The organism is Rhodococcus sp. MS16 (genome assembly GCF_013277795.1).
GTDB classification, from domain to species: Bacteria; Actinomycetota; Actinomycetes; order Mycobacteriales; family Mycobacteriaceae; genus Rhodococcus_F; species Rhodococcus_F globerula.
In genome coordinates, this window is record NZ_VBTM01000005.1 from 758,510 (window position 1) to 783,777 (window position 25,268).

General features: G+C 59.7%; 18 protein-coding genes and 4 pseudogenes. 11 read left to right on the forward strand and 11 right to left on the reverse strand.

From position 1 onward, the window contains the following. Positions 1-392 precede the first annotated feature (392 nt). Both FEZ60_RS32525 and FEZ60_RS16310 read right to left on the reverse strand, forming a co-directional pair. Positions 393-537, reverse strand: a pseudogene (locus tag FEZ60_RS32525) (IS21-like element ISAau2 family helper ATPase IstB); the annotation flags it as partial. Positions 538-600: 63 nt separating this feature from the next. Beyond that, positions 601-939, reverse strand: a pseudogene (locus tag FEZ60_RS16310) (IS21 family transposase); the annotation flags it as partial. A 58-nt stretch (positions 940-997) separates the two neighbouring features. Here FEZ60_RS16310 and FEZ60_RS16315 point away from each other — a divergent pair. Continuing rightward, positions 998-1,616: pseudogene (locus tag FEZ60_RS16315) on the forward strand (IS6 family transposase); the annotation flags it as partial. A gap of 362 nt (positions 1,617-1,978) precedes the next feature. Here FEZ60_RS16315 and FEZ60_RS16320 read toward each other — a convergent pair. The 3 genes from FEZ60_RS16320 to FEZ60_RS16330 all read right to left on the reverse strand — a co-directional run bounded on the left by FEZ60_RS16320 (position 1,979) and on the right by FEZ60_RS16330 (position 4,385). Continuing rightward, complete coding sequence (locus tag FEZ60_RS16320; protein WP_172936510.1) at positions 1,979-2,605, reverse strand: TetR/AcrR family transcriptional regulator; 627 nt, start codon at positions 2,603-2,605, stop codon at positions 1,979-1,981. Between the two features lie 288 nt (positions 2,606-2,893). Continuing rightward, entirely contained in the window at positions 2,894-3,511 is a 618-nt protein-coding gene (locus FEZ60_RS16325; RefSeq protein ID WP_172936511.1) for a TetR/AcrR family transcriptional regulator, read from the reverse strand. Continuing rightward, complete coding sequence (locus tag FEZ60_RS16330) at positions 3,495-4,385, reverse strand: crotonase/enoyl-CoA hydratase family protein (RefSeq protein ID WP_172936512.1); 891 nt, start codon at positions 4,383-4,385, stop codon at positions 3,495-3,497. The genes FEZ60_RS16325 and FEZ60_RS16330 overlap by 17 nt, the downstream gene beginning before the upstream one ends. Positions 4,386-4,631: 246 nt before the next feature. Here FEZ60_RS16330 and FEZ60_RS16335 point away from each other — a divergent pair, with 246 nt between their 5' ends. The 5 genes and pseudogenes from FEZ60_RS16335 to FEZ60_RS32530 all read left to right on the forward strand — a co-directional run. Then, positions 4,632-5,405 carry an SDR family oxidoreductase gene (locus tag FEZ60_RS16335; protein WP_172936513.1) on the forward strand — a complete coding sequence of 258 codons (774 nt, stop codon included), beginning with the start codon at positions 4,632-4,634 and terminating at the stop codon, positions 5,403-5,405. Between the two features lie 77 nt (positions 5,406-5,482). After that, positions 5,483-6,685: a serine hydrolase domain-containing protein gene (locus FEZ60_RS16340; RefSeq protein WP_172936514.1), complete on the forward strand. Its 1,203-nt coding sequence runs from the start codon at positions 5,483-5,485 to the stop codon at positions 6,683-6,685. 11 nt (positions 6,686-6,696) lie between these two features. Continuing rightward, entirely contained in the window at positions 6,697-8,214 is a 1,518-nt protein-coding gene (locus tag FEZ60_RS16345; RefSeq protein ID WP_172936515.1) for an NAD(P)/FAD-dependent oxidoreductase, read from the forward strand. Between the two features lie 68 nt (positions 8,215-8,282). Beyond that, positions 8,283-9,911: an AMP-dependent synthetase/ligase gene (locus FEZ60_RS16350; RefSeq protein ID WP_095889120.1), complete on the forward strand. Its 1,629-nt coding sequence runs from the start codon at positions 8,283-8,285 to the stop codon at positions 9,909-9,911. A 262-nt stretch (positions 9,912-10,173) separates the two neighbouring features. Beyond that, positions 10,174-10,478, forward strand: a pseudogene (locus FEZ60_RS32530) (transposase); the annotation flags it as partial. Positions 10,479-11,588: 1,110 nt separating this feature from the next. Here the strand turns inward: FEZ60_RS32530 and FEZ60_RS16360 are convergent. Genes FEZ60_RS16360 through FEZ60_RS16375 form a run of 4 tightly spaced genes read right to left on the reverse strand, consistent with a single transcriptional unit; the run spans position 11,589 to position 16,343 of the window. Next, the gene (locus tag FEZ60_RS16360) at positions 11,589-12,644 is read right to left on the reverse strand and encodes an acyl-CoA dehydrogenase family protein (RefSeq protein WP_172936517.1); all 1,056 of its coding nucleotides are present in this window, start codon (positions 12,642-12,644) and stop codon (positions 11,589-11,591) included. 9 nt (positions 12,645-12,653) lie between these two features. Beyond that, positions 12,654-13,889, reverse strand: a complete 1,236-nt coding sequence (locus FEZ60_RS16365) for an acyl-CoA dehydrogenase family protein (protein WP_172936518.1) — start codon at positions 13,887-13,889, stop codon at positions 12,654-12,656. Beyond that, positions 13,886-14,650: an enoyl-CoA hydratase-related protein gene (locus FEZ60_RS16370; protein WP_172936519.1), complete on the reverse strand. Its 765-nt coding sequence runs from the start codon at positions 14,648-14,650 to the stop codon at positions 13,886-13,888. The genes FEZ60_RS16365 and FEZ60_RS16370 overlap by 4 nt, the downstream gene beginning before the upstream one ends. 7 nt (positions 14,651-14,657) lie before the next feature. Next, a complete protein-coding gene (locus FEZ60_RS16375; protein ID WP_172936520.1) occupies positions 14,658-16,343 on the reverse strand; it encodes an AMP-binding protein in 1,686 nt (561 codons plus the stop codon). A gap of 117 nt (positions 16,344-16,460) precedes the next feature. Between FEZ60_RS16375 and FEZ60_RS16380 the strand changes: the two genes are divergently transcribed. The 3 genes from FEZ60_RS16380 (at position 16,461) to FEZ60_RS16390 (ending at position 20,353) form a co-directional block, all read left to right on the forward strand. Then, positions 16,461-17,252 carry an FCD domain-containing protein gene (locus FEZ60_RS16380; protein WP_172936521.1) on the forward strand — a complete coding sequence of 264 codons (792 nt, stop codon included), beginning with the start codon at positions 16,461-16,463 and terminating at the stop codon, positions 17,250-17,252. 154 nt (positions 17,253-17,406) lie between these two features. Then, entirely contained in the window at positions 17,407-18,759 is a 1,353-nt protein-coding gene (locus FEZ60_RS16385; protein ID WP_172936522.1) for an MFS transporter, read from the forward strand. Positions 18,760-18,802: 43 nt separating this feature from the next. Beyond that, a complete protein-coding gene (locus tag FEZ60_RS16390; RefSeq protein WP_172936523.1) occupies positions 18,803-20,353 on the forward strand; it encodes an AMP-binding protein in 1,551 nt (516 codons plus the stop codon). Positions 20,354-21,084: 731 nt separating this feature from the next. On the opposite strand, the gene FEZ60_RS16400 is transcribed toward FEZ60_RS16390, so the two are convergent. Next, positions 21,085-21,453 carry a helix-turn-helix domain-containing protein gene (locus FEZ60_RS16400; RefSeq protein ID WP_141484985.1) on the reverse strand — a complete coding sequence of 123 codons (369 nt, stop codon included), beginning with the start codon at positions 21,451-21,453 and terminating at the stop codon, positions 21,085-21,087. Between the two features lie 112 nt (positions 21,454-21,565). Here FEZ60_RS16400 and FEZ60_RS16405 point away from each other — a divergent pair, with 112 nt between their 5' ends. After that, positions 21,566-22,192, forward strand: coding sequence for an NAD(P)H-binding protein (locus FEZ60_RS16405; protein WP_172936524.1), 627 nt, complete (start codon positions 21,566-21,568; stop codon positions 22,190-22,192). Between the two features lie 439 nt (positions 22,193-22,631). On the opposite strand, the gene FEZ60_RS16410 is transcribed toward FEZ60_RS16405, so the two are convergent. Continuing rightward, positions 22,632-23,387, reverse strand: coding sequence for a pentapeptide repeat-containing protein (locus FEZ60_RS16410; protein ID WP_172936525.1), 756 nt, complete (start codon positions 23,385-23,387; stop codon positions 22,632-22,634). 375 nt (positions 23,388-23,762) lie between these two features. On the opposite strand from FEZ60_RS16410, the gene FEZ60_RS16415 reads away from it, so the two are divergent. Then, positions 23,763-25,235: an MFS transporter gene (locus FEZ60_RS16415; protein ID WP_172936526.1), complete on the forward strand. Its 1,473-nt coding sequence runs from the start codon at positions 23,763-23,765 to the stop codon at positions 25,233-25,235. Positions 25,236-25,268 lie beyond the last annotated feature (33 nt).

The window sequence follows — 25,268 nt, forward strand, 5'->3', positions numbered from 1 at the left end:
GCGCCAACGGCCTGACCACGTCGCAGGCTTCGGCGCCGGCGGGCACCGGTCGACAAGCAACAGCGCTTTCGTAGTGATCAAAGTAGTTCACGACGAAGCACTCATCCACCCGAAACTACTGGCTACGGCCAGTCGAGGCCAACCACTCGAGCAGGGAATCACTCGACGAGCGCAAATCGTCGGGCGCAATGCAGCGATGCCCTGTTTGCCTACGTCGAGGAGTCAACATCTACCCACGAATGGAGGAGGGCTATCGCGATTCGGGATCCAGACACGGTCGCCAGCAACTCCTGCACTCCGGAATCGCCATGTCCACCATCTATCCCGGACAATCTTCGTGGGTTCTGGCCCAATTTCCGTGATCGATTCTGAATGTGTCAGCGACTGAGAAGCGCGGAGACTTCCCGCTGCAGGCACGCGACCAGAAGTTCTTCGTGGGTCCAACTCTCTTCTCGTGCTCGTTCGGTCAATCGTCCGGCGGCATCGCGCAAGGTTGGGGCTTTGAGGGCGGGACAGGAAATTCAACTCGGCGGACATATCATGCTGGGGCCGCCAGATTCCGGTGTTGCTGCTGGTCATAGCGCCTCCGTTCCGTCGTAGTCAGGGACGTAAGAACATGGCGTCGTAATCGCTCAGCGATCGGATCTGAACCTCCGGTTCAGTCGCCGGGCGAACCGCTGTGATGTGGTTATGGCGCAGTGCGACAGCAGCTTTCATGTGGTCGAAATCGGATATCGTCAAGATGTTTCGCCCACGCCCGAACATGGTTGGCAATGCACTGGCCCGGCACCACACTGGCACCCGGGCCAGATCTGCGGTGACCTCGATGCGCCGTTTGATCACCGACGGGTGCACCGAGTAGTCGTTCGAATCGAGTCGGATGTAGTGATCGCGGGCCAGTCTGGTCGAGTACTGCCATCCGGTGACCGGTGGCACGGGGCACTGTCACGATGTTGAAGTCGGGGAACTGGGAGAATCGGTGGAGTGAGCACCCCCAATGCTGGCGTACAAAGGCCACCGCTGCCCGGTGGAAATCATCAACCATTGCGTGTGGTTCTACTTCCGGTTCCCGCTCAGCTTCCGTGAAGTCGAGGAACTGATGCTCGAACGCGGTGTCGTAGTCAGCTACGAGACGATCCGGCGGCGGTGCGCCAAGTTCGGGCACCCGGCGACAAGTGGCACGTCGACGAGGTATTCATCCGAATCGACGGCAAGCTGCATTACCTGTGGCGGGCGGTCGACCAGAACGGCAACGTGCTCGACGTACTGGTCCAGTTACTCAAAATACGTTGGCGGCCAAGAAGTTTTTCCGGCGGCTACTTAAGGGTTTGAGGTATGTTCCGCGGGTGATCGTCACCGACAAGCTGGGCAGCTACCAGGTGGCGCACCGCGAGATGCTGTCCTCGGTCGAGTATCGCCAGTCCAAGTACTTGAACAACCGGGCTGAGAATTCCTACCAACCGACCCGACCGCGGGAGCGCGCTATGAAACGCTTCAAATCAGTCGCACACGCGCAACGTTTTCTGTCTGCGTACAGCTCGATCTCACCGCGTTTCCGGGCCCTGCCGGCATCGACTGACCGCGGCCGAGATGGCCGATCGATTCATAGTCTGGCGGGAAGTCACCGCGAGCGGTGTTACCTCCTGAAACATGAACAACCCCAACGGGATTACATCGCCGCATACTCCAAGTCAACGACGCCGCTGATTTTTTTCAATCAACGTGACAGTGCCATTCTGTCGAAGAAGCGTGAGCGCGGCTGGGACATGACCTTCAACTTCACGGTCGGTGACGTGACCGGACACTTCGCCGGGCCCGACGTTCTCAAACAGGTCATCGACAACGCGATAAACCGAGCAATACTATCTACTACCTCTGCCCTGAACTCACCAGATACCTGACGCGCGCCGGTCGCTTCCCCGTGTTGTTAGTCACCGGTATTGCAACGACCCCTTGAATCCGCCTCGTCGTTTCTGGACTACTTTTCAACCGTCGTTAACATCCCATCAGATGCGCAGTTCACTATCGATCGCGCGATGCTCCGATAGCGGTCTGCGATCGCATCGATCGACAGGCGTCCGGACGGGTCGAACCATTGACAGACCCCATTGATCAGATCCATCAGTGCGAGGGTCGTGATCTCGACGTCCGTGGTCTCGGATCCCGGGTCTCGGATGGCGGCCACCGTGTCACGAACGGCACGTTGGTAGGTGGCCTGCAAGCCCACGACGGTGTCCAACTGGTCAGGAGAGAGCGCGCCACGGTTGCCTCGAATGCTGAGCAGTTCAGTGTTCCGCGCGTTGCTGATGCGTAGATGCAGTGTGATTGCTTCGTCCAGACGATCCTGCGGCGCACGCGTCGAGTCGGTCAGGACTGGGAGGATGGCGTCGTTGAATTCCCGCATGAATTGCAGGGATATAGCGAACAGTAGATCCTGTTTATTTCGATAGTGGTGGTACATCGTCGACGACGAAATTCCGACGGCGTCGGAAATATCGCGGATCGTGGTCATGCCGTAACCACGTTGGTGAAACAACCGCGCCGCTTCGACTCTGATCTGCTCGGCCACGTCCACGCCGGCCTCGAGTCCGAGGTTTCTCGCCATTTTCACCTCCGAAGTAACAGTGATCCGGTTCCGCGTGCATTCAAAGAAAAATCTAGCAGGAGAACGACGTCTCGGATCCGGTCTTCGGCTCAGCGAGGCGGTGGTGCGCATTCGAAAGTAGTCTTGCTCAGTCGCGGCGCCGAAGCCGTCACAGGCGTTCGAGGCACTGCGCGCTAGACCGAGATTATCTGCGAGATCTTGGGGATTTCCTCCAGCGCCCGGTCCCGATACTTCGGGCACAGTCGATTTTTGGTTAAATTGGCTGTGCCCGAAGCGATTCCAGATGCATCAAGCGCTGGGGATGATACTGGCGCCGAGTCGCCAGATGGTATCGAGCAGGTACTGCCGTGAGGGTGTCACCTCGCGGCTCATGGCCTCGGCCATGAGCTCACGGAAAGCTCCAAGGAACGCCGCAGAGACGAGGCGTGCATCGACCTCGGGATCGACCTCGCCGTTGCGCTGTGCGTACGCGACGTTGCGCGCGGCCATGTCGATCTGGGAGGCGAGGCGTTCTGCATCCGCTTGAGCGGCTGACGGTTCGCGCATTCGTCGACCCATGACGATCTGTGCGAGCCGGTCCTCGAACAGGAAATCTATCTCGCGGGACAGGCGTAGGCGTTCGCGCTCGGTCCAGCCGAGTTCCGGTGATACCGGGACCGCGAAGACGGCGTCGTCGTAGGAGTCGTAGAAGCCGTGGACAACAGCGGCGACCAGGCCGTCCTTTGCGCCGAAGTACCGGTAGAGCAACGCTGGAGATGTCTCGGCGCGTGCCGCGACCTTTGCAACCTCCAGGGTCCCTCCCGTTTCCAGCAGTTCCGCGCGGGCGGCCGCGATGAACCTCAATCGGGTGGCGTCACCGCGGGCCGTCCGCCCGTAGCGGGTGGTTTTGTCAGACGTGGATGACATTGTTCGGGTTCGGCTGCTCGTCGGCCGGCGCAGCACTGTAGTCACCGAACGGTGTATCCCGCTCAGCGACAACCGCTGCGACGCCCTGTTGTTCGGCGATCGTGATGAACTTCTTCGCTTCGGGGGTGTTGCGCATCAGGCCGTCGAGAATCGGGCCGAGCATCTGGGTGCTCGCGAGTCCCTGGTTCTCGTAGGCCTGATTGACGATCAGCTTCATCGCCGAAAGCTGGGAAACGGGAATGCTCGCCAACTGGGCGGCCATCTTTGCTACCTCTGCTTCGAGATCCTCGAACGGAACAGCCTTGTTGATCAGGCCGATGCGCTCCGCCTCGACGCCAGACACTGCTTTGCCAGTCAGTGCGTACTCCTTCGCTTTGGCCATCCCGAGCCGGTAGATCCACATGCCGGAGAGGTGGCAACCCCACATACGAGCATACGGCGTACCGATACGAGCGTCCTCGGAGGCAATGACGATGTCGGCGCCGAGGGCCATTTCGCTGCCGCCGCCGACGCACCACCCGTGGATCTGAGCAATGACCGGCTTCGGGCTGCGCCAGATGCTCATGAACTTCTGCGTCGGGGACTCCGATGGAGCAGTCGCCATCACGAAGTCTTTGCCGGCATCCCATTCACCATCGGTGTTCATCTGATCTTCCCAGTGCTTGAAACCGCCACTGAAATCGTATCCGGCACAGAATGATCGGCCCGCGCCACGGACCACGACGACCTTGACCTGGGGGTCGCGATTCGCCTTGGTCATTGCTTCCTGGAATTCGTCGGGCATCGGAGGAACGATGGTGTTCAGGCGTTCGGGGCGATTGAACGTGATCGTGGCAACCGGACCGGTAACGGAATACAGCAGGGTCTCGTACATAGTTTCTCCTTCATTTGTAAAGTAAATTCACTTTACAATCAGGATCGCGTAAATGTCCACCCTTTGAGCTGAGCCGCTTCCAGCCTTCGGCAACTCGACAAGGGAGATGATGCCAGCCCATTGACAGGCACATAGTGACGTGGGTAACTTGATGCCCATTCGATCGGTCGATCAAACAATCGACCCAATCACTTTGTGCGCAAACATCATCCAGCAAGAAGATATCGGTAGGGAGACTCGTCCGTCATGGAGTCAACGTCAGCCAGTCCCGCAACAGCACCCGGACCCGGAACGAAGGTCATCGTCACCGGCGCAGCCGGAGGGATCGGCGCCGCACTGATCGGCGCCCTTGCTGCACTCGGCTGTGAGGTCGCCGGAATCGACCGTCCCGGGACGGCGCTGCCGGAAGGACTCGGGGCGATCCCGCTCTTCGAGGCCGACCTCGCCGACGAGACTGCAGCGGCGGACGCAGTGGAACGAGCAGTGTTCCAACTCGGGGGTTTGGACTGCCTGATTGGTGCCGCAGCCAGCGTCGCGACCCTCCATCGAGCGAAGTCCTTCTCTCCCAGTCTCTTCCGTCAGGACATCGAGTCGAACCTGCTGTCACAGTTCTGGACCGTCCAGGCCGCCTATTCCGCCCTAGTCGAGAGTGATCAGGCGAATCTGGTTCTTTTCTCCTCGACAGGCGCCCTTGATGGCCTCCCCGGTCAGGTGTCCTACGGGGCCGCCAAGGCTGGAGTGCTCGGGCTGGTCCGCACCCTTGCGGCCGAATGGGCAGACTCCGGCATTCGCGTCAATGCAATCGTCCCCGGATTGGTCGCGACCCCCAAGGTCCTCTCGATGCCGCCAGAAACTCGGGATCGGGTGCTGCGCAACGTCGCGATGAAGCGGCTGGTCGAGGTGGACGAGGTAGTGGCGTCAGTGTTGTTCCTGATGTCGTCCGGAGCCGGCGCCATCACCGGCCAGTCGTTGCGAGTCGACGGGGGTGCGGGGATTAACACCCAAGGCCTCTACCGCTGATCCGTCGTTCCCCGTCATTCATATCGAAAGGAGCTGTCGCAGTGGCGAATTGCGACCAGGAAGGAGCTGCAACATTGATGAGAGGCGTTGTAGACCCGGCCTTCGCCGCGGTGACAGAGGAGTTCGGTCGGAATTTCGCCGAGCGAGGCGAAGTGGGAGCGTCCCTGCATGTGCTCCTCGACGGCAAGCCGGTCGTTGACCTGTGGGGCGGTGTCGCCGATCCCGAGACGGGGCGAGCATGGGAACAGGACACGGTCAGCGTCGTATTCTCGGCCACCAAAGCTGCAGTCGCACTGTGTGTCCACCGACTCCTGGCCTCCGGCGACCTCCACGAGGACATGCCGGTGGCACAGGTGTGGCCTGAGTTTGCTGCGAATGGCAAGGGCGACATAACAATCGGGATGTTGCTCAATCACTCCGCCGGGATTCCCGTGCTCCGCGAGCCGCTGGGATCCGGGATGCTCGAGGATTGGGAGTTCATGGTCGGCCGGATTGCAGACCAGATGCCGTTCTGGCGGCCAGGCGAGCAGCACGGCTACCACCCGGTGACCTTCGGGTACGTTCTCGGTGAAGTCGTGCGCCGCGTCACCGGCTCCACGGTCGGCAAGTTCTTCGCATCAGAGATTGCGGGTCCGCAAGGTTTCGACTTCTGGATCGGGCTGCCACCGGAAATCGAACCGCGTGTCGCGCCGATCGTCGAAGGAATCGCTGGTCAGGTCACCACGACGCCGTTCCTCGATGCCGCCGTCCACCAGCGTGGTTCGATCCCGAATCTCTTTGTGTTCAACTCGGGAAACTGGGCTCGTGCGGGGGTGAACACCCGCACCGGCCGGGCGGCGGAAATTCCCGCAGCAAACGGTGTCACCAATGGAAAGGGCCTCGCGCAGATGTACGCAAGCGCCCTTGAAGATCCCGTCGTACGGCGCCTGGGCGAACCCGAACTGTCTTCGGCACACGAGATGCCCACGTCCGACGGATTCGACGCAACACTGTTGATGCGGACCAGATTTCGCGGCGGGTTCATGCTGTCGATGGATAGTGGTGCACACCTTGGCCCCGGTCACAGCATGCGGATCGGTAGCAAAGCCTTCGGCCACTGCGGATCGGGCGGTTCGATCGGGTTCGCAGACCCCGAACTCGGCCTCAGTGTCGGCTACACAATGAACAAGCAGGGCCCGGGAACGCTGCTCAACGAGCGCGGACAGTCCCTCGTAGATGCCATCTATCGCTCGCTCGGACAGCCTGTCCCGACGCCGGGCGCCACCACAGCTGCAATTTGAACAGGACGACTATGACTTCTGAAAGAACACAGAGCAATTCGAGCCGGACCGACGCGCTCATCCTCGGCGCCGGATTCTCAGGCCTCGCCGCGGCTGCGACGATCTCCCGCGCGGGCGGACTCGACTATCTGATACTCGAACAGGGTGACGACGTCGGTGGCACTTGGCGCGAGAACACCTACCCCGGGTGCGCCTGCGATATCCCGTCACCGCTCTACTCGTTCTCCTTCCGGCAGAACCCGGACTGGCGACATCTCTTCGCGCCGCAACAGGAGATCCTGGACTACCTCCGCGACACGAGCGCCGAGCTTCGAATCACCGAGCGTGTTCGATTCGGCACCACGGTCACCGGCGCAGACTGGGATGAGCAGGACGGTACCTGGACAGTGGAGGCTGCGGACGGCTCGGTGTTCCGAGCGCGATTCCTGGTCTCCGCAATGGGACTACTGCACCACGCCTCCTATCCGAAATTGGCTGGCCTCGAGAATTTCCAGGGCGAGGTCTTCCATTCCGCGCACTGGGATCACTCGTGCGATCTCGAGGGCAAGAAGGTGGCCGTCGTCGGCACCGGTGCGAGCGCCATTCAGTTCGTTCCCGCTATCGTCGACCAGACCGCAAAACTTACGCTCTTCCAACGGACAGCCCCGTGGATCGCCCCGAAGTTCAACCGCGCGTTCAGCGAGGAAGAACGAGAAGAGATGCGCCGCAACCCGATCAAGCGATGGAACCGACGCGCACGACTATTCTGGATCCACGAGAAGCGGGCCAAGGGGTTCGTTTCCGATACCTCGAAGATGGGCCCCACCAAGGCGTTGGCGTCGGGGCACCTGAAGAAGCAGATCAGTGACCCCGCGCTACGGGCGAAACTCACTCCGAACTACGAGATCGGCTGCAAGCGACTGCTGATCTCCAGCGACTACTACCCGGCACTCGTCAAGCCGCATGTCGACGTCGTCACCGCCGGCGTCGGGGAGGTTCGAGCGAAGTCCGTAATCGACACGGACGGAAACGAATACGATGCTGACGTCATCATCTTCGGAACCGGCTTCGACGCACAGAACAGTCTCAGCCGGGTGCCGATCCGCGGACGTGACGGAGTCGCGCTCGGCTCGCAGTGGGCGTCGGGCCCCGAGGCGTATCTGGGGACGACGGTGGCGGGATTTCCGAACCTGTTCCTGCTGTGCGGTCCGAATACAGGCCTCGGGCACAACTCGCAGGTTTTCATGATCGAGGCCCAGGCCAGGTACATGAAGCGGTGCATTCGGTACGCAGGTCGCCGAGGCGTTATCGAGGTGCGACAGGATGCCCAGGACCGCTTCAACCAGTTCCTGCAGGGCAGGCTCTCGTCGACCGTGTGGCAGGCCGGCGGCTGCAAGAGTTGGTACCAAGATCCCGTCACGGGGCGCAATACGCTGCTGTGGCCGAAGTCGACGCTGTCGTACTGGCTGCGCACTCGCTTCCTTCGACGGACTGATTATCGCCGGAGTGTGAGTACCACAACTACTCAGCAGTCGGTGACTGCCGGCTAATGCACTGAGCTTTTTGTTCGATCCGACCCAAGCGTGCTCCGGCCGCAGCCTTAGTGAAAGGTTCTGCAATGTCGACGATTCCTGAACTACTACACCGCAACGCCGAGCAATACGGCGACATGCCCGCGTTGTCCCACAACGGACAGGTTCTGACCTGGAGCGAGACCCGAACTCGCATCGCCCAGATCGCTCTGGGACTATCCAAACTGGGCGTGCGCAAGGGTGATCGCGTCGCGATCATGATGTCCAGTCGCCCCGAACACTGGTTGACGGACCAGGCGCTCGTGCATCTCGGTGCGCTTCCGGCGACGGTGTACGGCACGATGCCGTCCTCCCAGATCGCGTACGTCGCCAACCACAGCGGGGCCAAGGTCGCCGTACTCGAAGGCGCCGGCGAGGTCGACCGTTGGTTGCCGGTGCTCGACCAGTTGCCCGCACTCGAGCGTGTCGTCGTGCTCGATCCCGAGGCCTGTGTGGCCGACAACGATCGATTCGTGAAGTGGTCGGACGTCGTAACGGACGAGACGGACCTAGACACGCTCGAGGCCGGTTGGCGGGAGATCACCGAGAACGATCCGGTGACACTGATCTATACCTCCGGCACCACCGGCATCCCCAAAGGCGTGCTGCTCACTCACCGCAACGTGATCGCCAACGCCGAAGCTTGGGATGCCGGGGCGCCAATACCCCAGCATTTCCGCAGCGTCTGCTACCTGCCGTTGGCGCACATCGCCGAACGCATGATCTCGGTCTACATGGCCATCCACAAGGCCGGCTACGTGACGTTCTGTCCCGACCCGAGCCAGTTGGTCGGCGTACTCCTCCAGACGCGCCCGACCAGCGTTTTCGGCGTCCCCAGAATCTGGGAGAAACTTGCCGCAGCGCTGCGTGCGCGACCGGGTTCGTCCCTCGTGGACGTCGGCCTCGATCAGGTCACCTGGGCATGCAGTGCGGCCGCGCCGCTGCAGGTGGACGTGCAGGAGTACTTCCGGGAGCAGGGAATCGCGATCATCGAGGCATGGGGCATGACCGAAACCACCGGCGTTGCCACATCGACGACCGAGACGGACTTCCGCTTCGGGTCGGTCGGCACCCCGATCCTGGGGACCGAGATCAAGATGCTCGACGACGGCGAACTCCTGGTTCGCGGCCCGATCGTGGCCTCGGGATACCTTCAGGACGACGGAACCGTTCTCCCCGTCACCGACGACGAGGGCTGGATGCACTCCGGTGATATCGGACGCATCGATGAGGACGGACACCTCTACATCATCGATCGCAAGAAAGACCTGATCATTACATCGGGCGGCAAGAACATCGCCCCGGCCGCGCTCGAGGCGCTGCTGACCAAGCATCCATTGGTCGGTCAGTCGCTTGCATACGGTGACCGCCGACCGTACGTAGTCGCCCTGATCGTTCTCGACCTGGATGCGGCGACGGCATGGGCAGCCTCGCAGGGAATCGTCGTCGCAGCGCCGTCCGAGCTGGCCGCACATCCGGACGTAGTCGCGGAGATCGACCGCGCAGTCGAGATCGCCAACCAGGATCTCGCCCGGGTGGAACAGATCAAGCGCTACCGGGTGCTTGCGACGGAGTGGACTCCAGAAGGCGGGGAAATGACCGCGAGTCTGAAAATCATGAGGCGCGCCGTCCATGAGAAGTACGGCGACGTATTCGACGCTCTGTACGCACAGTGACGGCACCGTCAAATTTTCGAGAGTGAAGTGACATAGCGCGGTGGTGACGTCGACGAAAAGTCGGTTTCATCGGGGATGATCATCGCGCAATGCATGTGTGTGCTCCAACCACTCACCCCTTGCCCGGCAAGATCGAATGAAGGTGAACCCGGGATCGAAGTGACAGGCAAGACGATCCGCGCCCGGTGCGACCGGTCCGGGCGAGACTTCTGCCGAGGACGCAGGTGGCATCTCGACGAAGTGTTCATCAGGAACCGTCACCGCCGCACAACTATTGATCACCGCGGGTGGAAACCCCGATCGACTGAAATCGGAAGCGTCTTTCGCGGCACTCTGCGGGACAAGCCCTATTCCGGCTTCCAGCGGCAAGACCACCCGTCACCGCCTCAATCGCGGCGACCGGCACGCAAACTGCGGGTTCGTTGGTCATAGGTCATTTGAGTGAGGGCGATTTGATGGAGGGCGGAGGACTACATTCAACGCAAGCAGCAAGAAGGCAAGGGCACCGAGGAAATCCTTCGCTGCCTCAAACGCGCGATCGCCCGGGAGGTCTTCAAACTCATCACCAACCCCGTCCCCGCCGTCGACCACCGAAATCTTCGACCGCTTCGCCACGAAGCTGGACTCATCCAGCTCCAGGCCGCCGCAGCCCTGGCGTCAGCATCGCCAAAATCTCACTCGCGGAAAACGGACGAGTCCACGGCGCTGCCTTCCTCACCACCTACGACACATGGCTCCGAAACATCAATTTGACACCATAGGAGCATCAGATCGCCCCGGACCCATCACCCAACGCTTGATCCAGACGCGGAATCTGCTTCGCATGCACCTCCTCCACCACATGCCAATACGACGGCGACAACACCGACTCAAGCTCCCCCAACAAACCAGAAGCACCACCCATCGCCCGATGACGCCAATAGATCCGCCCACACAGCAGCACGATCAACCAACACCGCCAAAGCAACCAGCACCACCGCTCCGACAACCCACGCAACCCTGCGCGCACCCACACAAGCAACCACCGAGCGTGCGGCAACCTTCCGCTGGGACGTGCCATCACCCCAGTTCACAACACCGAAAAGGAACTACTCCGCTCCGTCGTACTGGGAAGTAGCCGAGTTCCCAAGAGAACAGGTGAACCCGCACCCGCGGGACTCGGCACTTCACAGGAGCAGCAATGAACCAGCACAATGAACACAACCCCAACGATTCCCGCCCGACGTGGCGCGGGCAGCTCCCCGACGCGCAGGCTTGGGTTCTAGCGGTCGTTGCAACACCCGATGTTTGGGAAGTTGCAACGACCGTGTCATACAAGAAAGAAAATGCCCTCACTAGACGGTGAGAAGTCTTTGCTTGACAACACAGCAGCAAGGACCGACCCGGTCCGCCTCAGGATCGACACGAAATTGCGTTCGGGCGATGTCGATAGTTTTGAGCGCCACCAGAAAGCTTGTGCTGGGTGTGGAACCCATATTCAGAGACTCCCGGCCGGCAGCCACTAGGACCTTCGCCAACGCGGATGCAACCAGCCTCCGACGAGCCAGGGAAGGCTGCCGCGGTAGGTCGCGATGATATCGACGCCAGGCGGACGCATGGCCAGGTTTACTACCGCCGGCCGACTGGCCTCGTTCAGTTGCACTCAATCACCTTGACAAACTCCGACATTCCAGCAAATTACACGACAGAACGAGCAATCACCTCACGATGCGCCTCGCAATTGCCGAACAGCAGTGCATCACTCATGGCGCGCCGAAAGTACCGGTGCAGGGGGTGCTCCCAGGTAAATCCGAGACCACCATGGATCTGTATGGATTCCTCCGCGGCATATGTGAAGGCTTCCGACGCCATCACCCGTGCGATGCTTGCCGCGATGGTCAGTTCATCAGTAGAACTTTCGTCAGCGTTCGCGGCTTCCAAGACTGCCGCCTTCGCCAGTTCAAGCGACACCAACATGTCTGCGAGGCGGTGTTTGATCGACTGGAACGACCCGATCGGGCGGCCGAACTGCTCACGAACCTTCGCATACTCCACTGACATGTCGAGACACGCCTCGGCGGCGCCGACCTGCTCAGATGCCAACGCTACGAGCGCTAAGGCCTGTGCGCGTGGCAACGTCAGGTGCAAGTCCGCGCCACCTACCGCCTGTCCGCGCGCATTATCGAACGTAACTCGGGCCAGCGGACGACTGGGATCGAGAGACTCCAACGGCGTGCAGATGACTCCTGGCACATCTGCCTTGATCACGGCTAGTTCCAAGCCGTTCACCCCACGCGCGACTACAACAACTAGGTCGGCTGCTGTTCCATCAACCACAAAGTCTTGTGTGCCAATAAGATTCAACTGACCGTCGTCGGCTTCAGTGGCTGTGACCGCAGTATCGGTGAACGGGAATCCGGTTATCAGCGCGGCCGTACATTCACCTGAGGCAATGGTGGGCAGATAGGCGGCACGCCCCGCGTCCGTACCGCATTCCGATAGTACGAACCCGGCAAGGCACACGGATGAGAAGTACGGAACATCCGCGATCGTGCGTCCTAGCTCATGCATCACCACTGCAGTGTCTTTAAGCGTGAACCCAGCGCCACCAAAGCGCTCGGGAAATGGAATCTCCGTGAGACCAAGTTCAGTGAGGCCAAGCCACTGCGCCTTTTCGCCTTCCACATTCTTTGCAAGAAATGCGCGCACACTGTCGCGCAATTGTTCTTGTTCCTGAGTCAGTTCGAGGACCATCCTGTGCTCCTATCGGGAGTCTCTTGGCAGGCCGAGGCCACGTTCGCCGATAATGTTTCGCTGAATCTCATCGGATCCACCTGCGATTCGGTAGCCCGGAGCGCCCAACACATGCTCGGTCCAGGCATAGGTATTCGGAGCGCCCGTATCGGCAAGGATGCGAGGTCCCAAGAACTTCGCCGCCGCGTCGCCGATCCGCTTGAGATTCTGCGTCCACACGAGTTTCGCGATAGAACCCTCAATACCGGGAACATGGCCTGCCAGTTCACGTTCGGCGTATCGGGCATTGAATGTCGCCGTGACCCGTTCGTGTATGACGACATCCGCGAGAGTTTGTCGCACCAGAGGGTCGTCGGTAATTCCGAGTTGCTTTGCGAGCGCGATCAGGTCGGCGGCATTTCCGCCGGCAGATACGATTCCTCCACTGGAACTTCGTTCGAAACCCAGAGTCGTCAACGTGACATTCCAACCGTCACCGACCTCACCAAGACGCAACGAATCCGGTAATTCAACGTCGGAGAGGAATACTTCGTTGAATGTGGAACCGCCGGACATCTGACGGATCGGTCGAACCTCTACTCCGGGAGCATCCATGGGAACCAGAAATGCCGTCATGCCACGGTGTTTCGGGGCTTCGGTGTCACTGCGAGCAATCAGCAGTCCCCATTCCGAGAATTGCGCGCCCGAAGTCCACACCTTCTGGCCGGTGATTCGCCATCCGGTGTCGGTACGCACTGCGCGGGTCGAGAGTGAGGCCAAGTCGGAACCGGCTCCGGGTTCCGAAAACAGTTGGCAGCACAGTTCATCCGTGCGCAGAAACGTCGGCACAAATCGTTTCTTCTGCTCCTCGGTACCGAGGAGATGGATGGTCGGTGCTATCAGTTCCACCGTTACCAGAATGTTTTCGTGTCGATCCGGTGCCCGGAACTGACCTTCAAGTTCCACGTAGATGCGTTCATGAGAGGCTGTCAGTCCTGGTCCGCCCCATTCCGGCGCCCAGGTAATCGCGCCGACACCTGCGTCGACGCGCTCAGCCTGCCACGCGCGACCACGGTCAAGCAGCTCGCGCTCCTCATCTTCGGTGCGGTTGTGAAAAATTGCGTAGGAGCGTTCCTCGTCCGAGTGGTTATGTGTCCCATCTGCCGGCAAGTGCCGGTCCAGACGCTCCGCGAGCCAGGCCCTGACGTGGTCACCGAATGCATCCAAGTCGTGATGCGCAGCGAGTTCACTTGTTGCCATACTCATGGTTTCTTCCTATTCGTCAGCGCAGCAATCCGCGCCTCGACTGCACCTTTGGAATCCGGATGCTCGGATAGCTGGACGGTGAAATTCTGTTCCAGCTCATAGCCACGTTTGAGATCCATACCCTCGCAACCGTTCAATGACTTCTTTGCCAGAGTCAGTGCGTAACGACTCTTCGACGCGATAGACCGTGCGCGGTCCATCGCGGTTTCCATCAGCGCCTCGTGTTCCACCACCTCGATCGGTGCTCCCCACCGTTCCAAGGTGCGGGCGTCGACGGCTTCCGCGGTGAAGAACATCCGACGCATCGCCTGTTCCGGCAGCATGCGGGCTGTGAATCGCCCACCACCGAGCACCCCGACATTCATCTCCGGAAGCCCGAATGTCGCTTTCACCGAAGCGACTACCAGGTCGCAAGATGCAGTCAGACCGAAACCGCTGCCGAGCGCGGGGCCGTTGACGGCAGCAATGACCGGAACCGAGCAGTCGATGAGGTTGAATATCGCTCGTCGAACATTGCGCATCTGCACTTCGCCACTCGTCGAGTCCATGCTCCGAAAGTCATTCAGGTCGTTGCCGGCGCAGAACACATGACCACGTCCTGTCAGGACAACAGCTTTCACTGTCGAGTCGTCCGACAGTCCGTCGAAGATATCTGCGATCTCTCCATACATTCGATGATCGATCGCGTTCACCTTGCCTCGCGCCAACTCGACCAATGCAATGCCCGGCTCCGGTTGGGAGACAACGATATTCTCTGTCATGAAGCCCTCACTTCTCATACGCCGAATGGACAATTACGTCGACCATCTGCGGCGGAACTACACTTCGGTCGCGAGTCCAGTCGCGTAGCGCGAATTTCTGAATTTTGCCGCTTGCTGTTTTCGGCAGCACCTCAACGACAAATACGCTCTCGGGGATCTTCTGTTTGGCTACCTCGCGATTGGACAAGAACTCGTAAACCTCACCAAGAGTCAGATCCTTGCCGTCATGGGTGACGATAAATGCACAACCACGTTCTCCGGTTGTCGCATCCGGCCCAGCTACCACAGCAACTTCCCTGACGGAGGGATGCTCACTAAGTAGGTTCTCCACCTCGTGAGTGCTGATCTTCTCTCCGGATCGATTGATGATGTCCTTGATCCGACCCTCGATGTGGATTGCGCCGGTTTCGTCGAATCGCGCCAAGTCACCGGTTCGGAAGAAGCCGTCAGCGGTGAACGCTGCAGCGTTGAGTGAAGAATCGAGGTACCCGAGGAACGTGTCGGGTCCTCGCCACAACACCTCCCCGACCGAACCTGCCGCCGCGGGAAGTTCGGAGCCGTCGACGATCAGAACCTCTGTAGGCGCGAGAACACGACCGTCGGTACGGGTCCGCAATTGTTGTGTATCCCAGCGATTTCCGGACGTCACGGATGGACCTTCCGTGGCACCGTACATACGAACGACAGTACCGAGACGATCCGTCGCACTACGCGTCAACTCGTCGGGGATGTCAGCACCACCGCACACGATGTATCTGATCGACGGAGTGGGAAGCTCCGCCGCAACGGAGGCTTCGACCAACCCCTGAAGGAACGGAGTCGAGAAGATCATGAAACTGGCGCTGTAGCGAGTGATCTTTGACAGCGCCTCTTCGGGATCCCATTGATCCTGCAGCACTACGGGCGCTCCCAGCAGAAAGGGCAGTGTCAGCGCACAATTCACGCCTGTCACATGGGTGACCGGCGACGGATTGAAGATGACATCCTTCTCATTGAGATCGAACAACTCAATCATCGAATGGTTTTCGAACACGATTGTGTTGTGGCAGTGCAGAGCACCTTTCGGATCCGCAGTCGTCCCAGAGGTGTAAAGCAGGACGCCGACCTGATCAGGATCCGGCTCGGGGAGTGCGGCAATCACTTTCGCAGCCTCCGCCGGGGCGCCGAGCAAGAAGTCCGTCCAGGTCGTCATCCGCTCGTCGGCATTGCTCACCTCAGGCTCACCGAGGACAACGACTTTCTTCAGATGCGGCAAGTCACCGAGCAACCGCGTGTACATCGCGGCATAGTCGAATCCTCGGTACGACGCGGGTATGAAAACAACGGACACTCGCGCCTGCCCGAGAATGAACCGCAGCTCACGCCCTCGATAGATAGGAACGATGGGGTTGGCGACAGCGCCGAGTTTCATGATCGCTTGATAGATAACTACGGCTTCTGCCCTGTTCGGGAGTTGGAACGAAACTACATCGTCAGCACCAATCCCCGCATCGTGCAACGCTGCCGCAAGGATGGTTGCGTCACGGTCGACGTCGGCGAAGGTCAACTGCACATCGTCGTCGATTACCGCCACAGAATCCGGGTAGAGCGACGCCGCGCGAGTCAAGTAATGGCCGACCGTCCGGCCCCGCCAGTGTCCCGACTCGCGGTAGCACTGGGCCAGTTCGGGCGTCGGTGGGCGGGTCGGCCACATCTTTACCTCCGTGAAGCACTGCGTCGATACAAGGAACGTTGCCCAAAGTAGCTGATTTCGCTAAATATGTACAGATTTAGCTCAACTCACTTTCGAATCTAGGTAGGGTTTGTACGCATGACGGCTACACATCGAACTGTCGACGAGAACACCGGGGAAACAATGACGCAGGACATCGCCCGCAGAGCACCGAGTCGGGCACCGAAAATATCGGAGCGCATTGCCAACCAAATCGCCGACAAGATCCTCGGCGGGGACATCGAGGTCGGGGACAGGCTCCCTACCGAGAAGGAGATGGTTACCGAATACGGTGTTGCACGCACGTCCGTACGTGAAGCACTCCGCCTCCTCGAAAGTCGAGGCCTGGTCACTATCCGCGCCGGCGTCGGGGGAGGCCCCGTCGCATGTCGGCCGCAGTTCGAAGCACTGGGAAACACCATGAAGCTGTTCCTACAGCTAGAGGGGGCGAATCTCAGCGACGTCATCGATACGCGCCTGACCCTGGAACCAGTGGTCGCACAGCTTGCCACGCCTCGAATTACAGAAGAGCAACTCGACGATTTACAGTCAGCGCTCGACACCATGCGCACGCATCCCGATGACTACGACAATTTCGTCGAGAAGAACGCACTGTTTCACACCATCATCTACACAGCGTCAGGGAACCCGGTACTTCGCATACTCATGGAGACATTGCTTCTCCTGGTACGCGACGCCGAGCCGTCGCGACATCCGGAAGTCACCCGCATCGCCGCCGTCGAGGCACAGCAACTCGTACTCAATGCCATGCGTTCCCGAAACGCATCTGCTGCCGGAGATGCGATGGAAGCCTTCGTTCACGACACCGCGAAGTACTACCGCAAGCGCCTCGCACACATCATTTCCGAGCCGGTGCACTGGCAGCTGTGACAATTCCGCAGGATATTTCAACCAACTCGACTAAACATGTACAGATTTAGGGCCTGAGCGGTTATGGTGTGAAAAGCGCCCCGAGATGTGACCACTCCCACTTCATGGGGAGCGCACGATCTCCTTCACACTTCCGCACAGAAATGAGACGTTCGTGGAAAGTCACACGAATTCCCAGACCGACACCCGAGCCCTCGATCAGACGAGGCGCCGCGGAGTTCTCGCCGCCGCAGTCGGAACCATCGTCGAGTACTACGACCTCACCGTCTACGCCTACCTGGCAGTAGTCGTGAGCCCCCTGTTCTTCCCCGGCGGAGATCCAACCGCCTCGCTACTCGCCAGCCTCGCGGTATTCGCGTCCGCATACCTCATGCGACCCATCGGCGGAATCTTCTTCGGCCGCCTTGGCGACAGACACGGACGGAAACGTGCGCTCCTGCTGTCAGTCCTGCTGATGGGCGCCGGCAGCCTACTCATGGCATTTCTGCCGGTCTACGAGTCGGTAGGCATTCTGGCACCGATTCTGCTTGTCGTTGCGCGACTGGTGCAGGGATTCTCAGCAGGCGGAGAGCTAGGCGGCGCACTGACATACGTGTACGAGACGGTCGGCCCGAAGCGCAAGGGCCTCGGGGCTTCGTTCGTTGCACTCGGCAGCAACTCCGGATTCGCACTCGCCGCTATCGCTGTCGGCACGGTCTCCGCGCTCACTACGGATGCTCAAATGTCCAGTTGGGGATGGCGAATCCCATTCCTGCTGGGTGTACCGCTTCTCCTGTTCTGCCTGTGGACCCGTACCCGAATCGAAGACACTCCCCAATTCGCTGACTCCACAACAACAGTCGATGTCGCAAAGGCGCCTCTCACAGAACTGCTCCGCACTCAGCCCAGGCAAGTCCTGCAGGTTTTCGGGCTGGGAGTAGCGCAGAATGCCACGGGATACATGGTGCTGACCTACGTCGCCATCTATCTTGTTCGCGAAGGTGGTTACGACAGAACGCAAGTCACCTGGATGACGGCACTCATCATCGTCCTCATCGCTCTACTCATGCCCGTTGCCGGACTCCTCGTCGACAGGTTCGGTAGCGTCCCCGTCGCGGCAGCAGGCTTGATCGGATCCGGCCTACTTGCCTACCCTGCCATGTCACTGATGAACGGCCACGGACTCGCCGTTGCCGGTCTGGCGTTCTTCGTCTTCGCACTCGGCACCCCGCTCATCCAGGTCGCCACAGCACCGCTCTTCCCGTCGCTCTTCAAGTCCCGAGTCAGGCTCACCGGCGTAGCTCTCGGTTTCAATCTCGCAACCATCGCGACCGGCGGAACCGCCGCGTACATCGCTACGTGGCTGATCGATCGCACCGGAAACTCCCTTTCTCCCGCATACTTCCTCCTCGGCTCGTGCCTGGTCGGCATTCTCACCTTGCTCAGCATCCGGACCGCGACGTACGGCGGATCGCGCACCTCATCCGCATCAAATGCGGAAACCGTTGCACCACTTTCTATTCGATAGAACGATTGAACTTCGGAAGCGATCCGAGAAGGAAGACCGCACGATGCACGCACGTCCGCTCCACGCCCCCGCGACAGCCGAACAACTCACTCCAGGGTCGTTCCTACGGCGTTCTGCCACGTTCTTCCCCGACCGGATCGCTGTCGTCGACGGAGACATCCGAATCACCTACCGTCAGTGGTTGACACGCTGCCGGCGCCTCGCCGGTCTCCTGGCTTCACTCGATGTGAAGCCAGGAGACCACGTCGCAGTACTCGCCCCGAACAGTCGCATGCTGCTGGATGCCCACTACGGAGCCGCGATGGCGGGAGCTGTACTGGTAGCACTGAATACACGACTGACGGCCCCCGAACTCCAGCACATCATCGAGCACTCCGGTGCGACCGTCCTCCTGTACGACACATCGCTCGACCAACTCGCCGAACAGTTGGCAGTGGAGTTCTCACTCGACTCGGAAACGTACGAGGAACGCCTGAGTGACGCGGAAGAACTGGAAATTCCGGTTACGGACGAACACTCAATGATCACGCTGAACTACACCTCAGGGACGACCGGGCGCCCCAAAGGCGTGATGTACCACCATCGAGGTGCCTACCTCCAGGCAATGGCAATGGCCTTCCACAGCAAACTCGATACCGACACCGCTCACCTCTGGATACTACCGATGTTCCACTGCAACGGGTGGGCGTTCACCTGGGCCGTCACCGCTGCCGGAGGCACACACGTGTGCCTCCCCAGGGTCGACGCCGGACGCATCTGGGAACTCATCGACACCGAGGGCATTACCAGTTTCAATGCTGCGCCAACCGTATTGATCGACCTTGCCTCGCACCCCGCTGCGCATTCTGTCGACAAACTTCTACGTGTCGGCACCGGTGGTGCACCGCCGTCTCCGACGCTGCTCGCACAACTCGGCAATCTCGGCTTCGACGTCACCCATCTGTACGGGCTGACCGAAACATTCGGACCGTCTGCGATCTGCGAGTTCCCCTCCGAGTATTCGTCATTGGCTATGCAGGAACAGGCACGATTCAAGGCCAGACAAGGAAACTGCAACATCGCAGGTACGCCCCTCCGAGTTCTGGACGAAAACGGCTCCGACGTTCCCGCGGATGGAACGACGACAGGCGAAATCGCTGTACACGGAAACACAGTGGCCTTGGGCTACTACCGCGATGCCGAAGCGACGCGTCGGTCGTTCGGATCCGGCTGGTTTCGGACCGGCGATCTGGGAGTTCAACACCCGGACAACTACATCGAACTGCGCGATCGCTCCAAAGACGTGATCATCTCGGGTGGCGAGAACATTGCCTCAGTGGAAGTGGAGCAGGTGCTCGAACGACACGCCGATGTACTCGAATGTGCCGTCGTCGCAGAGTCACACGAACGCTGGGGCGAGGTACCCGTCGCCTACGCGTCCGTCGTCGACGGATCTCGCCTCACCGAGCAGGAGTTGATCATGTTCGCCCGAAAACAATTGCCTGGCTTCAAAACACCGAAGCGGGTGATCTTCGGGCCGTTACCGAAGACGGGGACCGGGAAGATTCAGAAGTACATTCTGCGCAACCGCCTGGGACACAATCCGCCAACCTGATCCGAATACTTTCCAGTCGCGGTGTATTGGTGGTGTCGGCGACGCACAGGGCTACCGGCTTCGTCGGGAGATCATCTCCCACTGCATGTGGCTGTACCTGCAGTAAGAGGCGTCAGCACTTCAATCCAGGCCGTCAGGGCCGCAGCCGCCGCGCCCGGACTGCCAGTTGCCCTGCCCCTCTCAGGGACAACCATCGTGTCGGTGATCGATCGCCTCGTTGTTCTTCGAGCGTCATCGGGCCATTGTCCCAATTCCTACGCACACTCATTTGAAACGGCGGATGTTGATCTCCAACTGGATCACCAATTTCAGTGTCACAGCCGAAGCAATCAACAAAGGCGTGCGAACATGCTCAATTTCCGCCCACGCTGAAGCAAGCCACGGAACCGTCCGCGACTACTCGAGCCCGCTGTGTACCATCGGCGCTGCGCCAGCCAGAAAGCAGACTCCGAAGGTTCGGCGGATCACCTCATGGATGCTACGACACCCCGACAACGTCACCGAGGACGAGCAGATCGGACTAAAACAGGTCCTCGCCAACTGCCCTACAGTTCTGGTGCGGTCGAAGGGCATGTCAATCGGATCAAGATGCTCAAACGGCAAATGTACGGACGAGCTGGTTTCGACCTGGTCCGCAAACGAATACTCCTCAGTCGCTGACACATTCACAATCGATCACGGAAATTGGGCCAGAACCTCCTCGTGACACCTCCACGCAGAAGCACGACCTGTCAAGCGAGCCCAGCTTCGTGCTGACGACGCGACTCGATCACCTCCGGAAGGTGTTTTTGAGACCACTCACAAGCAGCCTGCAGCGGCTGCGTGAGCGTGTATCCGAGTGCGGTCAAAGCGTAGGTGACGTGGCGCGGAGATTCCGAATGCACTGTCCGACTGACGAACCCGTCACGCTCCATAGTTCGCAGAGATTCGGTGAGGACCTTCGGCGCAACGTGCCGCATCGGGACTTGTATCTCGGAGAACCGCCGGGCCCCACCGAGGAGGCAGAAGATGATCTGAGCATCCCATTTACCGCCTACCTGCACCGGAGGACGAACCGTCCCGCACGAGGCGAATAGTTCTGAATCCAGAGGTCCAGTCATGGAATCCACACTACGGATGTCGAGTTGCTTACGTTGCGGTAACCGAGGGGGCGCGTTCTACCGTGAACGCGTCCCCGTCGCCATCTCGGTGACGCAGTGAACGGAGGAAAGCATGAGCCGGATTGTGTTGTTCGGAGCTGGCGGCCGCGCGGGTCGTCGAATCTTGGCACAGGCCCGCGCCCGGGGCCACGACGTACTAGCCGTGATGCGCCACCCACATGCGCACCCCGACATCGACGGTGTCACGGGCGACGTCACCGATGTCGCTGACGTACGCCGACTCACGGCAGGGGCCGATGCGGTGATCAATGCCGGCGCTAGCATGGATGTACCACCGGACCAGTTCTTTTCCGCATCCACGCATGCATTGATCGGAGGACTGCAGACCAGGCGTCTACTCGTGATCGGGATCGGAACAACCCTCGAACCGACCCCGGGAATACGACTGGTGGATACCCCTGACTTCCCCGACGAAGCGAAGCCGTTCACCGTCGGTCATGCCCTCGAACTCGAACTCCTCCAGCAGAGCCCGAGCGAACTCGACTGGGTGGTAATCACTCCCCCTCCTGTGGTCATCGGAGAGCACGCCGAAACCGGCCCACTGCTAGTCAGCGCCGGCCCGGAACTCTTGCATTCATCCGATCCGACATTCACCTATACCGACCTCGCTGTCGCGACGGTTGACGAAATCGACAATCCGACACACCACCGAACACAGATCGCCGTGGTCAGAAACTGAATCCCATTGGGAAACCGTGGATCGATCAACGAGTCGAACTCCACCTGGACGTAGGCTACGCCCGCATCGAGATGCCGATCCAGAGGCTCGAAGCTGTCGAACAGCGACACGTCCGTCCTTCACGACGAACAATCCGTTTGCGATTTTCGGCGGTGCCGGCCTTTGTAACAGATCCAATTGTTCGTCGACTTCCGATTTCTTGGCCGAATCAACCGAGGTGAACTCGAAACAGTTGAGGCGCAGCGAATCGAGGGCATCAACGACGCTGTACGACTGGTAGCCCCTGACGCGTCGACGTACAACGACATTCGAGAGCAGATAGCGGAGAGCAGATAGCGGAGTGCAGAGCCTCGAGCGTCTCCGCGTTCACCACGCGCCTGACCGTCGCCGCCGGACGGGCAGGCGGACGAAGCAGCCGAGGTCAACGTCAGCTAGTTCTTCACTCGAGTTTCGGACTTGACGGCGGCCCATCCTCATCCTCCGCGACAATGGCTCGGGCGTAGCGTGCGGCATACCGCTCCAGTGCGACGCTTGCCTCGTCTTCACCTTTCCATTGGTCAGGCACAGCAGTGCCGTCGCTCGTCGTTCGCGAGACCTGTGCCATGCCGAAATCGATGATGGTACGGGTGAACGAGCACCGCGCGAAGCTCGTCGACGCGGAGAACCGCACGGCACCGAAGGTGCAATCGACGAACGAGGTGTCGGAGAACTGCGCACCTGTGAGGTCCGAGTCGTCGAATGTGCACCGATCGAACACGGTATTGGGCACGGAACGTAGCTTGTGGGCTTTCGCTCCAGTGAAATCGCAATCGACAACCTTCGGCCCGAGCGCCAGACGAGAGAGGGTGGCGCCGCGGAAACTGCATCGTTCGAATCTGCGGTTCAAGCGTGGTTGGCCGGTCAATGCGGCGAAATCGAAGCGGCAGTCGAACAATTCGGCTTCGAACGCCGTGAGCGCACCGCGCACGAAACTCAGATCGATACGTTCCAGCGTGACGAATCTGATGTCCAATCCATAGCGACCCACCGTCAGACCACACAAATCCAGCAGCTCATTCTCGGTCGCGGGCCACGGGGAGGTGAGCGTGTGAGGCGGCTTGGTGATTCGCGACTGATCGAGCAGCTGCGCCCGTAGATCTTCGACGTCCTCTACTGACCAACGGCGGCGCAGAGCGCTGATCTCCGACCTCTTCACAGCCCCGATCGTATCGCTTACATCGGCAGAAACTGGCGGTGGCTGCCGAAGACCCGATTGGAAATGCGATTGCAGTCAGCTGCGCAGAACTCCACCGGTTCGGATTCGAGATCAACGGTCCGCAGCCCCCGCCTTCGAAGCGGCAGGCAACTTGACAATGTAGGACGTGGACGTTGGGCCGCAACCGGTTTCGTCCGACGGCGGCAATCCTCCAGCAAAGAAATGTGACCCTTGACACAGTTATTCGTCACTCCATACAGTTCAGCGGACGATAGTCGTCTCTTATTCGGTCGACCCGTAACCCTTGACGAGAAGGACACGAGAACCCATGCCTGACAACTCAACTCATGATGAATATTCCAACGGGGCGTGCCAGTGACCGAACCAAGCATTCAGTCAAATCTTGCGATGTCTCCACATCAAGCCGGAGGACTCGCAGCCGTTGGATTCCTGGCTTTTTCCGAAGTCATCAGCGGAATGCTGCAGTCGTGGTACATCCCGCTCTTACCGCACATTGGACAGCAGCTCAGTGTCAACCCGGCACAACTCAACTGGGTGTTGGCTTCCTACCTCCTCTCGACCGTAATTTGCGTGCCTTTGCTGGCCAAACTGGGAGACAAATACGGCCACCGTCGCATGGTATTGATTGTGCTTGGCACCGTAACCGTCGGAACGGTCCTTACCGCGATGGCACCCTCATTCGGGATCTTCTTGTTGGGCAGAATCATCCAAGGAACGCTGGGCGCGCTTCTCCCTCTCGAGTTGGCAATTCTCCGAGAACGAGCTGGCGCTGACGCAGGACGCGCAATCGGAATACTTGTAGGGTGCCTTGGCGCCGGAGGCGCGGCGGGGACACTTTTGGTCGGGATACTCGGAACTACAGTCGACCTGACTCTCGCCCTCTTCATTCCCGCCGCACTCACACTGACAAGCCTTGTTTGCATTGCATATTTCGTGCCCGAAACCTCCACTCGTGCAACAGGGTCCATCGACTGGACGGGTGCTGCACTGCTGGGCACCGGCCTCGGGGCCTTTCTCATCGGGATAAGCAATGGAAGCAACCTAGGGTGGATTTCTACTACAACCCTGATGACAGTTGGCGGCGGCGTGGCATTACTTGTCGCCTTTGTCATGATGGAAAAAAGAATCAGCACCCCCCTAGTCGACTTCAACTTGTTGACGAAGGGAGGAGTCGGATTCTTGTTAGTTTTGACATTAGTATTCGGATTGCAGTTTTACGGAGCCGTTACAGTTTCTACACTGTATTATTCATCCAAACCTGAAATCGTCGGATACGGATTTGGTCTCGATTCGATGGGCATCGCGTTTGCGATAACTCCAGTACCCATTGCCCTCATGATTTCGGCGGCGCTCGCCGACAGATTCGCGCGACGATTCGGTACACGAACGGCACTGCAGATTTCTGCTGCATTGATTTCCACTTGGTTTGGTGGGTTAATTGCATTTCGACACACACTGTCCGCCTTCATTTCAATGGGATTCGTTGGCGGCACCGGAATTGGTCTATTCGTCGCAATCCTTCCCGCACTCGTGATTTCTCGCGCACGTCCGGAAGACTCCGCAATCGCGGGCGCTCTATATAACACCGCGCGAACGGTGGCTGGGGCAACCGCTGGAGCGATATGCGCCGCGATCATGTCCGGGATGTTGATCAGTGGGTCGAAAATACCAAACGAAGGTGCATTCATCACAGTTTGGTCCGGCTGTATCGGAGCGGGAGTTCTAATTTTCATGCTCGTCCCGTTCCTTAACAAGCTAGGCGGAAAGGCCTACCAACCCGAGTCGCCGGAGCAAGTGATCAATCATCCGGTCCGAGAATCATCGTGAGACTGCGTACGAGATCTTTCGAACACCAGTTTT